The organism is Haloferula sp. A504 (genome assembly GCF_044385805.1).
Taxonomy (GTDB): Bacteria; Verrucomicrobiota; Verrucomicrobiia; order Verrucomicrobiales; family Akkermansiaceae; genus Haloferula.
In genome coordinates, this window is the sequence record NZ_JBISBU010000089.1 from 1 (window position 1) to 13938 (window position 13938).

The following is a 13938-nucleotide window of genomic DNA, read 5'->3' on the forward strand; positions in this document are numbered from 1 at the left end:
CCGGATAACCTGCCGGTTTTGAGGGCAATGTCTAGCAAAAAGGAAACATCCCTTGCAACAGAGGCCCCGCAACTCCTGCGACACAAACGCCCTGCAACCTTAGCGTTGATGCGGAGATTGGGCTTGCATGGAAGAGGGTGTCGGCTTATGCCCCCGTCGATCAATCTTCCGACGCAAGCACGGAGTGGGTCGAGTACCCACTCTTTTGCGTCTCTGGACATCACCTGCGCGCCACGCCAGCCATGACCAACGACATCGTCGCTCTCATCGATTATTACGAAAAAGAGAAAGGCATCGACCGGGACAAGGTCGTTGCCGCGCTCGAGTACGCCTTCATTTCCGCCTACCGCAAGATGGTGGCCGGTGCCGATGCGATCGAGGACATCCGGGCCGACATCAACACCCGCAAGGGCGACACCCGGATCCACGCCACATTGACCACCGTCGCCGACGACGACTACGTGGACAAGTTCAACGAAGTGCCGCTCTCGCTGGCCCGTAAGCGCAATCCCGAGGTGGATCTCGGCGACAAGGTCGAGTTCGACATCACGCCGAAGAACTTCGGCCGCATCGCGGTGCAGACGGCCAAGCAGACGATGATGCAGCGCCTCCGCCAGGCGGAGAAGGAGATGATCTACGAGGAGTTCAAGGACCGTGCCGGCGACGTCGTCTCGGGCACGGTGCGGCGCTTCGATCGTTCCGACGTGATGCTCGACCTCGGCAAGTTCGAGGGCGTGATGCCGTCGCGCGAGCGGGTGCAGACCGAGGAATACAACATCGGTGATCGCCTGCGTGCCTACGTGGTGGCGGTCGAGAACGAGGGTCGGGGGCCGGAGATCATCCTTTCCCGCAGCCACCCGAATTTCGTGCGCCGACTGTTCGAGGCCGAGGTGAACGAGATTTCCGACCACACCGTGGAGATCCGTGGCATCGCCCGCGAGGCCGGCTACCGGACCAAGGTGGCGGTGTGGAGCAATGACCCGAAGGTCGACCCGGTCGGCGCCTGCGTCGGGCTCAAGGGGGCCCGGGTGAAGAACATCGTCCGGGAACTCAACAACGAGAAGGTCGACATCATCCGCTGGAGTGACGATCCCGACGAGTTTGTCCGCGAGGCGCTCAAGCCGGCGGTGCTTCGCAGCGTGAGCATCGACGAGGAGAACCGGGTGGTGAACGTGACCGTCGACGAGGAGGATCTCAGCAAGGCCATCGGCCGCCGTGGCCAGAACGCCCGTCTTTCCTCCCGCCTGATGGGCTGGGACGTGCAGGTCCGCAAGGACGAGTCGAAGCTCGAGCAGTTCCAGGCGAAGGTGGCGGACGCCGCCCAGACGGTGGCCGGCCAGCTCGGGATCGACGAGGAGATGGCCGACAAGCTTTTCCACGCCGGGGGCACCTCGCCTGAAATGATCGTCGACATGCCGACCGACTACATCGTGCAGGTGCTCGGGGTCGAGGATGAGCGTGCCCGGGAAATTCTCGTGCAGGCCCACCAGGTGGTGGGTCGCGCCCTGCCGCCGGAACTCGGAGGAGCCGATGCGGGCGGTGAAGCTCCCGCCGAAGAACCGGCCGAACCCGATGCCGCGGCACCGGAGCCGGAGGTGGCTGCCGAGGCACCGCCCGAAGAAACCGCCGCCGGGGAAGCTCCGGCCGAAGAAGCATCGGTCGAAGAAGCCCCGGCTGAAGCGGAGGAGCCGGCTGAAGAAACTTCCGCAGAAGAAGGCGAAGATGCCGAATCAACCAAGACCGAGAAGGCCTGAGCCTGAGACGGCCGCCATTCTCCCCAGAACCTCTGATGCCTGACGATAGCGACAGCAAGCCCAAGGAAAAAGCTCTCGACCTGATTGGCGAGAAGAAGACTCCCTCGCGCCGTGAACGGCAGCGCCAGGAGGCGTCGCAGATTAAGACGGTCGAGGACGCGAAGCGCGAGGCCTACGATCCGCTTGCGGAAGAAGAGAAGCCCAAGGTCCGGAAGAAGGATCAATCCGGAAAGGCGGTTTTGCCCGCAATTTCGAAGGTTCTCGAGGACGAGGACCCTTCCATGATTCCCACGCCGGCGGCGTCGACACCCAAGCCGGCGCCACCGGAAGGCGAAGTGGCCGCCGAAGGTGGAGAGGGGACCAGCGACGGCAAAGTCATCACGATCAAGCCTCCGATCATTGTCAGCGAGCTTGCCGAATTGATGGGGCTCAAGCCCTTCCAACTCCTGGCGGACCTGATCAAGCTTCAGGTTTTCGTGGCGCCGCATCAGGCGATCGAGCCCGAGATCGCCGCCCAGGTGTGCGAGCAGCACGGCTTCACCTTCGAACGCGAGAAGCGTGAAAAGGGCGGCGGTGTTCACAAGGAAGAGGACAAGGCGGTCGAGCCCGAGGCTCCGAGCGACGAACCGGAAGAGGAGCTGCAGCTTCGCCCGCCGATCATCACGATCATGGGTCATGTCGATCACGGCAAGACGACCCTGCTCGACCGCATCCGAGATTCGCGGATCACCGCCGGCGAGGCGGGCGGCATCACCCAGCACGTCGGTGCCTACAAGGTGGAGCACGAGGGCAAGCCCGTGACCTTCATCGACACGCCCGGCCACGCGATTTTCTCATCCATGCGCGCCCGCGGCGCCGACATCACCGACATCGTCGTGCTGGTGGTCGCGGCCAACGACGGTCTCATGCCGCAGACGCTTGAGGCGATCGAGCACGCCAGGAAGGCGGGCAAGACGATCATCGTCGCAATCAACAAGATCGACCTGGAATCCGCCAATCCGATGCACGTCAAGAGCCAGCTCGCCGAGGAGGGTCTGCAGACGACCGACTTCGGTGGCGACACCGAGTGTCTGGAGATTTCCGCGCTGAAGGGCGACGGGGTCGACGACCTGCTGGAACTGCTGGCGCTTCAGGCCGAGGTGCTCGAGCTGAAGGCCAATCCCCGCGGCCACGCCCGCGCGGCCATCATCGAGGCGAAATTCCAACAGGGCCGGGGCGCGGTGGCTTCGGTCATCGTCGAGAGCGGGACCCTGACGGTTGGCCAGCCGTTCATTTGCGGTCCGTTCGCCGGCAAGGTGAAGGCGCTGATCAACGACCGCGGCGAAAACATCGATTCCGCCGGTCCCGGCACGCCGGTCGAAGTCCTCGGATTCGAGGAATTGCCCCGGGTGGGCGACGAGCTGGTCGAGATGGACAGCGACCGCGCCGCCAAGAAGCTGGCCGGCGAGCGTCAGGGTGAAATGCGGGCCGAGCGACTCAAGGTGCCGCAGAAGAGCCGGATGGAGGACCTTCTTGCCCACGCCACCGACGGTGCCTCGAAGGCCCGGCTTCGCGTGATTCTCAAGGCGGACGTCCAGGGATCGGTCGAGGCCATCCGCAACGCCGTGATGGACATCGAGTCCGAGAAGGTGGATGTGAATTTCCTCGCCGCCGCCGCCGGGCCGATCACCGAAGGAGACATTCAGCTGGCGAGTTCGTCGGATGCCGTGGTCATCGGCTTCAACGTCAAGGTCGAGGCCAAGGCCGCACGGCTTTCCAAGTCCGAGGGCGTGCAGATCAAGCTCTACTCGGTCGTTTACGAACTCATCGACCAGGTTCGGGATGCCATGCTCGGATTGCTCGAGCCGGAAACCCGCGAGACGGTCATCGGCCACGCCGACGTCAAGCAGGTCTTCAAGGTGCTCAAGGGCCGGGCCGCCGGTTGTTTCGTCAAGGACGGCAAGGTGCACCGTAAGGCGCACGCACGCGTCATTCGCGACGGCGTGCCGATCTTCGATGGCAAGATGTCGACCCTCCGCCGTTTCACCGACGAAGTGGAGGAGGTCAAGGTGGGCATCGAGTGCGGCATCCGCCTCGGCGAGTTCAACGAGTACGAGGAAGGCGACATCATCGAGTGCTACGAGCTCGAGAAGGTCCCGCAGACGCTGTGACAAAGGTCCAAGTTCGAAGTTCCAAGTGCCAATGAAAGGCAGGGACTTCGACTCGAGCTTGGAACTTGGAACTTAACACTTGGAACTTCCGCGATGTCCCTCCGAATCACCCGCGTCAACGAGCTGCTGAAGCGTGAGATCGGCACCGTCATCCAGCGGGACTACGAATGGCACGGGGCGCTGGTGACGGTGAGCAGCGTCGAGGCCACCCAGGACCTGAAGGAGGCACGGGTCTGGATCAGCATCATGGCCGGCAACCCGGTCACGATTCTCGAAAAGCTCAACCAGCAGCACGGCGCCATCCAGACCAAGGTGGCGAAGCGCGTGGTGCTGAAATCCACCCCGGTGCTCGATTTCCGCCACGATGCCTCGGCCGAGCGCGGCGTGGACATGGTCAACCTGCTCGAAGAAGTGGATCAGCTTCCCAAGGCGCCCGAAGCTCCGGAAGAGGAGGAGCCCGGGATCTGAAAAGTCGCGTTACGCGGTCACGACGCGCGATTGATCAGGTGGTGATTGCGCTCCCGCTCCGGGATATCTAGGGTCGGAGGGCAATGAACATGCCTGGCTTCTTTTCCGTCCTGTTGTTCGCTCCGGTCGTTGTTGCCCAATGGATCGGTGTGGTGGCGATTGGAAGGGGGCGGCGGGGAGGTCCGTGGTGGTGCATGCTGATGGGCGTGATTCTTGCGACGCTTGGCATGGTTGCTTTGCCGATCATCCAGCTCGGTATCATGCCACGTCTCAGCTCGCCTTCCCAGCTGGCCTATTTCTTCCTGGGAACGGGGCTCTTTTCGAGCTTCGGATCCCTTTTGTTCATGGTCGGCTTTGCGATGCATGCGCTGGGTTTCCGCAGGGTCTGTGACCGGATCTCTGAACTCGAGATGGTGATCGAGGCGCAGAACGAGCAGTTGGGTCGCCAGCCCTGACGATGCCCGGGCGGCGGGTTGACCGGGTCGTGGCCCTCCGCTATTGCTCCGGGCATGATGCATTCAGGCCTGATCGGCATAGTGTTGTGGATCCCTGTCCTCGTCGGCCTCTGGGTCGGCGTCATCGGGCTGGGAAAGGCTGGCCGCGGTGCGGCCTGGTGGCTGATGCTCGTCGGGATTTCCTCATTGTGCCTGGGATTGGTGTTCACGGTGCTTGGCAGCTTTCTGGCCGTCCAAAACATTTCGGCGAGCATCGCGAGTTCAGGCGCGACTCCTCCACCCACCTTCGGCGGTTATCAGTTCATTCTGGCCGGCGGGATCGTCGCATTGGGCCTCGGCCTGCTGCTTTTTGTGATCGGGTTTGCGCTGCACGGCTTTCAGGCACGACGCAGCCGGGAGCGGATCTCGGAACTCGAGATGGTGATCGAGGCTCAGAACGAACAACTGGCCCGCTTTCAGGGTGAGAGGCCGGCGTGAGTTCCCCGGCGACAGCATTGCTCGGGTGGTCCGACGGTCTTGTGCTGGTGGGGCACGGCCCTTTCGAGTGCCGCGCGGAACCTCCGCAAAGGGGTGCGGCCTTCTATCGCAACGATTTCGGTCTGGGTGTCCCTGAGCCGTGGTGGGTGCCGGATCGATGGCAGCTTGTTGATCCCGGAGACCTCGGCGGGTCGCTGGCGGCAGAGGGTCCTCCCGAGATCGATTGGACGGTGCCGGAGGCCTCCGACTTTGCCGAGGTCTTTGAAGAGATCACGACTTCGATTCGCCGCGGGATGTTCGAGAAGACGGTGCCGGTCGTGGTCGAACGGGGGCGGGTGCGCTCGGGAGAGCCAGCCGCGATGCTGACCCGGGCGGGCTTGGCTCCGGCTCCCCTGGTCGCGTATGGGTTTTCCGCCGGCAGCGCGGGATTCGCCGGGATGTCACCGGAGCACCTCCTGGTGGTCGAGGGTCGCCGCCTGAGGACCATGGCGCTTGCCGGGACCGCGCGGGCCGACGAGCGCGAGGTGCTCGAGGTCGACGAAAAGGAGATCCGTGAGCACGAGTTCGTGGCGCAGGCGCTGGTCTCGAAGCTTGGAGACCTCGGGGATCTCAAGCGCGGCCGGCGGGAGATCATGGATCTCGGGCCGATCGTGCATTTTCATACCCCGGTGGAAGTCGAGCTCTCCGGCGAGGAGTCGGTCGATGATCTCATCCGCCGCCTTCATCCGACGCCGGCCCTCGGTCCGCTTCCAAGGACCCGCGAGACCATGAACCGGCTGATCTCGTGGCGGGACCGGCTCGGTGCCCCGGGCGAGTTCGGAGCGCCTTTCGGGGCGGTCGTCGACGGGGTCTTCCGCGGACTGGTCGCCATCCGGGGCGTCTGGTGGAACGGGGACCGCGTGTTGCTTCCCGCCGGTTGCGGCGTGATCGAAGCCAGCCGGTTGGTCAACGAGTGGCGGGAACTGCGCCTCAAGCGTGAGTCGGTGAAGGCGCGCTTTGGAGTGTAGGCGAACTCTGTGGAAGACTCCTTCTATTCGCCTTCTGCGATCGTTGAGCGTGCGGATGCGAGTATTTGCTTGATCGGTTGCGGCTGCTGGAGATGTTTACAGCCGTATGCATACTCATAAACGTCGCCTCTTTCGGATCTTGGTCCTGATTGCGGGCACAACCCTTTCGGCTTTTGCCCAGGGTGAGGGCAAGACGTCGTTCAATGACGCCAAGACAATTGATGGCAGCATGATTCGCCCGAATCCCTACGATAAATTCATCGCCTTGGATGACGCTTTGGGTGAGAACACGGTGGACTGGAGGGGGATTCTCTCGACGCTTCAGGTAGACGTGAATCCTGAGGACCTGAGCGATAAGGAGGTCGGAATTCCGGCGATGCTTGGGTTCCGGATTTGCGATGGGGTGATGGCGATCAAGGCTCGGGACGCGGAGATGCTCAGGGCGTGCGCTGACGATATCGAGGCGCTGGGTAAGATCATGGGGGTGACCGATGGCGACCTTAGGAGGGCGAAGCTTGTGAGAAGCTATGCGGATCGTGGTTTATGGACCCGGGTCTTTCTTGAGTTGGGGTTTCTCCAGCAGGACATTGAGAATGTTCTCAAACGAGACTTCGACAAGTCCTCGGAGAAGGGGACGGTTCCGGTTGGGAAAATTCTCTACGCTGCTGGTTGGATGCAAGGTGCCCGATACACATCCACGATTATTTCTCAAAATTACAATCCGACGACGGCGGGACTGCTCCGAGAGCCAAGGCTGGTGGCCGAGTTGAACAAGCAACTCGGAGAGGTGTCGAATCGCAAGGATGCTGACATTGTCAAAATTCTGTCGACAGCACTCACTGAGCTTGAGCAACTCGTTGATGTTCCAATGGGCGGGAAGATCAGTGAGAAAAACGTCAAGCGGATCGCCGAAGTCACCAGCACGATTGTATCCAAGTGCCGGGAGACAGCCAAGTGAGTGGGGTGAGCGTCGTCTCGTGGTTCAGCTGGCTGCAGGAAGGAAATGGAACCACGATGGGTGTTCACTGGAGCAGAAATCTTTTTGATTGATCCGAAAGGACTCACTTGCAGTCAGGGGGTCATCTGCTAGCTTGTCGATTTGGAGAAGGACGCAGACGTAAGCTTTGGATCCTTCCTTGAATTTAGAGTAGCCCAACGCCAACCAATCACCATGAACGCAAATTTGACTCTGGCAGGATTCGTTTCTCTCATGTGGCTGACTTCGTGTTCCAGCGAAGATCCTTCCGTCGCGGCAGAGCGCGAGAAGGAGTTGTCGGAGGCGATGACCCGATTAGGGCGGCTCGAAGTCGAACTCGAGCAATCAAGGGCTCAGGCTGAGGAGCTTCGTTCCCAACTTGAAGAAAGCACTGCGGCCATCGAAGGGGCCAAATCCTTGGCGATGCCTACCCCAGAGGAGGTTCGCAGCAAGTTTGTCGAAGCGGCGCTTGAGTGGGAGTCCAAGGTGAAGGACAGCAATCCAGCGTTTCAAGTTGCGCTGCGCAGCTTTGCCGAACCCCAGGGACCTTCCATGGACTATCCCTTTGTTTGTTCGGGCACGTTCACCTTGCGCGGCCCGATGGGAGAGTTGAAGGATGTCTTTTGGAAGGCGAAGGGGAATCCGGCGGGTGAATGGATTTTCACTGAAACGTCATTGCCCCACGAGGATATTGCTGTGGTGCGCCGGGATGGTGAATCACAGTCGCGCACTTCCAGCCAGGAAGAAGGTCCCGATGGGCGTTCGGGCGAGCTTTCCAATGTCGAATCCAATGAGCCCGAACGGTCACCCACTGATGCCAAGATCGATCAGCGCATCAGGGAAGCGAAGGCCAGAGGGGAGCGGATCATTGACACCCGCGATCCTTCTCGCGCCGTTATGGGGCCAGGAAGTCGCTAGGCCCGCTCTTCACGGTGTCCCTGAATGAGACGGCTTGCAAACTTGCCCGATGTCGCAAGATGAAGATCATGCGCAGACTCCAAAGGGAGGAGGTAGATCTACTGAATTGGCGGTTCGGGATGGTCGGTTTGCCGCTGGTCTTTACAGGAGAGATCCATTTTTCATATTTTTGGTGGCTCCTAAGGAGGTGAGCTGGCCCGACTGAAGTTCCAGACATTTAATGCAGGCACGCCTACAGATAAGAAATGCGGTTGGGCGGAGTGTCCTGATCGTTCCTTCCGGCTCTTGGGCTTTGGTCGGAATCGAGAGTGCTGCACCGGCGATTGTCGCATCAGATACAGCCCAGGATTCGGACCTTTTGCTGGATTGGAGGCCGGCCATCCAAACATTCTCTTGGCGACGCAGGTCGGCACCTGCTCTGGAAGCCAAGGTGCTCCAGCCCGGTCACTCTGCAGCAGTTGGAGCAGCGAGCTTCTCCTTGGAGGTGTTGCTTGACCCTCCCAAAGTCGACGGCTCGGAGGTTGATGGGGTGTTTCTGGAAATCGACAAGGTTTACACTCTGGGACGGGGGGGGAGCCCCGGGGGTGAGTCCGAATCGGACGTGGTCCGAGTCTGCCTCGATCCAGAAGACCGGGACATCTCGAGGAACCATGCAAGAGTCGAGTGGCTTGATGGATCTTGGCGGATTACCGATACCAGCTCAACCCAAACCCTCCTGAATGGGAACCCGTTCGTTTCGGAGCGATTGATCCTGAGTGATCGGTTCCGCATCAGCGATTACATCTTTGAGTTTCGCGAAGGGAGGATTGTTCGTGTTGACGATTCCCGGATGGGCGATGTGACGGCGTCCGGACTTGGAGTAACCGTCAAGGACCGGGTGACCGGAAAGCCCTTGCCCATTCTGAAGGATGCGTCATTGGCGATCCGCACAGGACATTTCATCGGGATCCTCGGGGGTAGTGGGCAGGGCAAGTCAACCCTGCTCAACGCGCTCTGCGGAATCCGGCCCGCAGATTGCGGGACGGTCGAAATCGGCGGGGTTCCAATCGTTTTGCTCAACCGGATTCTTCCGGGCTCGGTGGGATTCGTCCCGCAGGATGACATCGTGCACAGTGAGCTGGTGGTGAGGGATGCACTGCTTCTCAGCGCTCGTCTCCGGTTGCCGCTCGCCAAGGATGATCGCGTCCAGCTTGTTGACAGAACAATCCATCTGCTGGGTCTGGATGATCATGCTGGAAAGCGGGTTGCACATTTATCGGGCGGGCAACGGAAGCGGGTGAGCATCGGCATCGAGTTGCTCTCGAAACCTTCAGTCCTGTTCCTTGATGAGCCGTCGTCCGGGCTCGACCCCGCCACCGAGCATGCTCTCATGGAGTTGCTCCAATCGCTCGCTGAGCGGAACAACTTCACCGTTGTTTGTACAACCCACGTTCTTCAGAAAGCCTACATCTTCAATCGCCTCCTATTCGTTCACGGTGGGCGGATCATCTTCGAGGGGGACGCGGACGATGCGCGTGTTTTCTTCTTCGGGGCCAACCAGTCGGGGGGGGCGGAGAGTGTGTCCATCAGTGCCACCGCTGGGCCGAAGGCTCCCCTGGAACGAATCTACACGGAGGTGCTCTCTGGGCGGAAAACCGCTGAAGAGTGGAAGGAGAGGTTCGGCGAGTGGCGGACGAGCGATGGATTGCCCCCTCCTGAAGACGGTAAGGAAACCGTAGGTGGGGAGCGGGATCGCTTGCCGGGCCGCCGTCGCAGGGTTCCGGCCTGGCGAAGGTTCAGTACCCTGATGACCCGGCAGCGCAAGATCTTGTTCGCTGATCCGCTGAACCTGGTTTTTCTCGCCGGGCAGGTTGTGCTGATTGGGGCATTGATTGCGATCGTATCGGATGAGTTTGGCTTCCGGATGTTCCTCGGTTTGATCGCGACCCTCTGGTTCGGTTGCAGCAATGGGGCCCAACAGATTGTTGCGGAAGAACCGATCCTCAAACGAGAGCAGGTCTGCGGGTTGGGGAGGAATGTCTATCTGGCCAGCAAGTTTTCCTTCCAAGGCATTGTCTCCGCGTTGCAGGGCCTCTTGCTTTTTGCAATCGTGGTTGTGGGAGGGGCTCTGATTCACCCGATCGACTTTGATCAGGAGATTTTTGAGGATCTCTACGAGTCGCGGCTTGAGCGGGAGGCAGTGGAGGATGGAGCACAGGCAGCCGGCGATCCGCTTCTCGATGATTTCACGGTTGTGGATGAAGAAGGTGATTCCGAACTGCTGGGCGGTCCTGACCTCTCGGGTGATGAATCAGGTGAAACTACCGGGAACGAGAAGCCAAGCTCTCGATTCCAGATGCCCACCGGAGTCGTCGTCATCGCCGCAAAATGGCTGATGATGGAGGATACCATCATCGACTCCGAGCGTCGCCCGATGACTGATTCGAGAGGCACGCAGGTGCTCGATGTGGATGGGAAGCCTCTATGGTTTGAGGGGATCGAGGTTTGGCGTCTCCTTGTCGCAGGGCTTGGAATGAAGATCGCCGCCTACGTCGGCGCGGCACTGGTAGGCGTTGGACTCGGTTTGGCGGTCTCGTCTTGGGTCCGAACGTCAACCCAAGCGGTGATGTGGGTCCCACTGCTGTTGATTCCGCAGATCCTGCTGGGTGGCTATGTGATTTCCTACCCCAAGTTGCCGAGTGCGGTGCGACCGGTTGCAATCTACTTCCCCAGCTTTGCCTGCCAGCGCATCATCGACGTTTCGAATCTCTATGGCCGGGCCACCCCCCTGGTGACAAACCTCACCAAGAATCCGGTGTTTCTGGCAGGGTCCACGGAGCCCGAGAGAATTGAGTGGACGGACAACGGGGAAACGTTCTCGGAAACTTTCGACCGGGAATCCTACGTCAACATTTCCTGGCAGAACCTTGCGGTTTTGCCCGAACGGCTTGGGGAGCACAAAAAGATTCAGGAATCCGCAGGCAAGAACCAGTATGGTTCCGAGATTCTCCGAAAGCGCGACTCCGTTGAGGCCCGGCGTGACGTGCGCTATGAGAAGGGAACTCCGTATCTGTTCACTTTCCCGGCCGCCGTTGCGGGCTGCATTCTTGGGGCCTGGGTGTTCCTGACCTACGTCCTGGCGTGGCTTGGTGTCGTCCGTAAAACCCGCTAGATCATGAATCGAAGAAAACTCCTTGGCATCGCAGCAGATCGGATGCTTCCGCTTGCTTCAATCTGTCTGTTTTTCGGGGTTCTCAACGCCCCGCTTTTCGAGCTTCGGGGTTTTGACGAGTTTGGGCTGGATTCGGTCTCGGAGTGGACGGGACCGATGGTCCGGTGGACCCTGTTTGCGAGCTTGGGCTCCTTGCTGCTTCCGTTCCGCGCTCCGGTTCGATGGTTCATGGCACTCTCTGCCGGCCTTCTTGTCTCGCCGTTGGTCGGACTGGTGTCGGAAGCGAGCGCCTTGGCGGCGAGCATGAGTTCGGATCAGGAAGTCCGTCCGTTCGACTTGATTGAGATCCGCGTGGGGTTGCGTTGCATGATTGCGGGGACGGCAACTTGTTTGTTGGATGCGCTGATATGGGCGGCGACAACGGTGCGGATGCGCCGGCGCTCCGCCGACCACGGGGAAGCGGGTCCTCCCCGGTCGCGGGCTTGACCCCCTCCGGGCCGGGCGGTAGCTTTCCCCGAGGTGTTCTGAGCGACGAAATATGGGAAGGAATGCGATCGAAAGTCTCGTCTTCGGGCCGTATGAGGTCTCAAAGAACGAAGCCGGAGAGCACCACCTTCTTGGGCGGGGGGCAAACGGTGCCACTTACAAGGCTGAGCACCGTTTCCTCAAGAGGGTCACGGCCCTCAAGGTGATTCACGATTCCGAGGGCAGTTCCGAGGATCACGAGGAGAAGCTCCAGCGATTCAAACAAGAGGCCCAGATTCTTGCCAAGATTGATGATCCAGGTCTGGCCAGGGTCTTCGATTTTGGTGAGGCGGAGGAAGGAATCTTTTACCTTGCGATCGAGTATTGCGACGGCGGCACCCTTGAAGAACTGGTGAACCGTGTCGGGCCTCTGCCATGGAGTCGGGTGCGTGAAATTGCCATCAGCCTCGCCGAAGCGCTCCGGGCTGCGCACGCGGGCGGGGTTCTGCACCGCGATCTCAAGCCAGCCAATGTCATGCTGGCCACCGCAGACGAGAACTCAAAGGTCAAGTTGATCGATTTTGGTCTCGTCAAGTCGTTCGAGGAGGAGGGCACCGAATCCACGGTTGTAGCCCTCAGCCGCGATCAGCATTTCAAGGGCAACTATTCAACCGCCAGTCCCGAGCAGGTTGCGGAGCTTCCGCTTGACCCACGGAGTGACCTCTTTTCGCTTGGCGTGACCTTGTGGTGGTTGCTTGAGGGCAGGAACCCTTTTGGGGAGTATCGGAAGGGGCCCCTCATCGCGGAACGCCTGGGTCCGGCTTCGTATCTCGACCGGCTCCCCAAGGATCTGCCGGCCGACGCCGTTGCAGTGTTGGGAGCTTTGCTGGAAAAGGATCTTGAGAAGCGGATTGGCAGCGCTGACGCCCTCCTCGGTCTGCTCCGATCCAGCGGTTCGACCCATCCCGACGAGGAGGATTCGTCGGAACCAGCGGTGGAGGAGGTCATCGTCGATGCGGCACCTTCCGGAGAAGTCGTGGAGGAAGGGCCTGATGACTTTGAGAAATTCTTTCACGTGGTGCGCCAGCTGGCTTCCGGCAGGGGTGCCAAGCTCTATGAGGCGGAGGAAGGGGCCACGGGATCTAAGGTGCTCGCGGTTTGGATTGAGGAAGGTCTCCCGGGAGCTGAGGGTCTGTGCAAGGCCGGTCGCGAGTCCTTGACAGCGGGGGCCTTCGAGATTCTCGGATGGTATCGCGAAGGCGGGAATGATGTGGTGCCGTTTCGCCTGGGTGAGGGCGTCCCCTTGCTCACCGTCATGAGGGAACTGGGGAGTTGCCGGTTGCAGTCGGTTCTCCCCCTGTTGTCCGAGCTTGGTAGTTCGCTGGACACCGCGCGGGAGTGGTGGGACGGAGGCCTCAACCTCGATCCGGGCACCATCCTCTTGGTGCCTCGGAATGGATCGTCCGCAGGCGGGGTTCCGGTGGGTTGGGATGACCTGGCGGACTTCGAGGTTCGAACCGGACCATCTTTCGGTGCGGATGGCGGCGATGATTCCGCCATTGATGAGACGCTGACGGCGTCGGGTCAGATGGCACCCTACCTTTCCCAACTGGCGGCGTTGGTTTATCGCCTCGTTTCGGGAGCCCAGGTGAAGCATGCGGCGTTCTTCACGCCCGTGGCTTACGTCAAAACCCCTGCGCTCAGTGAGCAAGGCAATGCCCTACTGGCAGAGGCCCTGGTGGAGCCGCAGGCGTTTGAGGGAGCCTCGGAGTGGCTTTCTCGCCTGACCACCGCCGAGTCGCTCGCTCTGCCGGAACCCTCCCCGGTGATCAGTCGGGCTGAAGCTCGGATCATCGCCCGCCGCGAGGCCGAACGTGTAGCCCAGGAGGCTCTCGAGGCCGAGGAGGCGCGCAAGGCGGAAGAGGCGCGCAAGGCGGAAGAGGCGCGCAAGGCGGAAGAGGCGCGTAAGGCGGAAGAGGCGCGTAAGGCGGAAGAGGCGCGTAAGGCAGAGGAGGAGCGCAAGGCGGAAGAGGAGCGCAGGGCGGAAGAGGAGCGCAGGGCGGAAGAGGAGCGCAGGGCGGAAGAGGAGCGCAGGGCGGAAGAGGAGCGCAGGGCGG

Annotated in this window: 11 protein-coding genes; all 11 read left to right on the forward strand. The window is 61.0% G+C overall.

Features of this window, described 5'->3' with window-relative positions; all coding sequences use genetic code 11:
• Nucleotides 1–242: 242 nt before the first annotated feature.
• The gene (nusA, locus tag ACG2LG_RS22555; RefSeq protein ID WP_396262925.1) at nt 243–1754 is read left to right on the forward strand and encodes a transcription termination factor NusA; all 1512 of its coding nucleotides are present in this window, start codon (nt 243–245) and stop codon (nt 1752–1754) included.
• Nucleotides 1755–1789: 35 nt separating this feature from the next.
• Nucleotides 1790–3904 (forward strand): translation initiation factor IF-2, encoded by a 2115-nt coding sequence (gene infB / locus ACG2LG_RS22560; RefSeq protein WP_396262927.1) that lies wholly within the window; start codon nt 1790–1792, stop codon nt 3902–3904.
• 93 nt (nt 3905–3997) lie between these two features.
• Nucleotides 3998–4372, forward strand: coding sequence for a 30S ribosome-binding factor RbfA (gene rbfA, locus ACG2LG_RS22565; protein WP_396262929.1), 375 nt, complete (start codon nt 3998–4000; stop codon nt 4370–4372).
• Nucleotides 4373–4455: 83 nt separating this feature from the next.
• Nucleotides 4456–4827, forward strand: coding sequence for a hypothetical protein (locus tag ACG2LG_RS22570; protein ID WP_396262932.1), 372 nt, complete (start codon nt 4456–4458; stop codon nt 4825–4827).
• 54 nt (nt 4828–4881) lie between these two features.
• Nucleotides 4882–5304 carry a hypothetical protein gene (locus tag ACG2LG_RS22575; RefSeq protein WP_396262934.1) on the forward strand — a complete coding sequence of 141 codons (423 nt, stop codon included), beginning with the start codon at nt 4882–4884 and terminating at the stop codon, nt 5302–5304.
• Nucleotides 5301–6311 carry a chorismate-binding protein gene (locus ACG2LG_RS22580; protein ID WP_396262936.1) on the forward strand — a complete coding sequence of 337 codons (1011 nt, stop codon included), beginning with the start codon at nt 5301–5303 and terminating at the stop codon, nt 6309–6311. Before ACG2LG_RS22575 ends, ACG2LG_RS22580 begins: the two co-directional genes overlap by 4 nt.
• A gap of 139 nt (nt 6312–6450) precedes the next feature.
• Complete coding sequence (locus ACG2LG_RS22585) at nt 6451–7269, forward strand: hypothetical protein (RefSeq protein ID WP_396262938.1); 819 nt, start codon at nt 6451–6453, stop codon at nt 7267–7269.
• Nucleotides 7270–7521: 252 nt separating this feature from the next.
• Nucleotides 7522–8205: a hypothetical protein gene (locus ACG2LG_RS22590; protein WP_396262940.1), complete on the forward strand. Its 684-nt coding sequence runs from the start codon at nt 7522–7524 to the stop codon at nt 8203–8205.
• 484 nt (nt 8206–8689) lie between these two features.
• Nucleotides 8690–11356 carry an FHA domain-containing protein gene (locus tag ACG2LG_RS22595; protein WP_396262945.1) on the forward strand — a complete coding sequence of 889 codons (2667 nt, stop codon included), beginning with the start codon at nt 8690–8692 and terminating at the stop codon, nt 11354–11356.
• Between the two features lie 3 nt (nt 11357–11359).
• Nucleotides 11360–11842 carry a hypothetical protein gene (locus tag ACG2LG_RS22600; protein WP_396262941.1) on the forward strand — a complete coding sequence of 161 codons (483 nt, stop codon included), beginning with the start codon at nt 11360–11362 and terminating at the stop codon, nt 11840–11842.
• Nucleotides 11843–11894: 52 nt separating this feature from the next.
• On the forward strand, nt 11895–13938 hold a 2044-nt coding region (locus tag ACG2LG_RS22605), incomplete at its 3' end, for a serine/threonine-protein kinase (protein ID WP_396262943.1).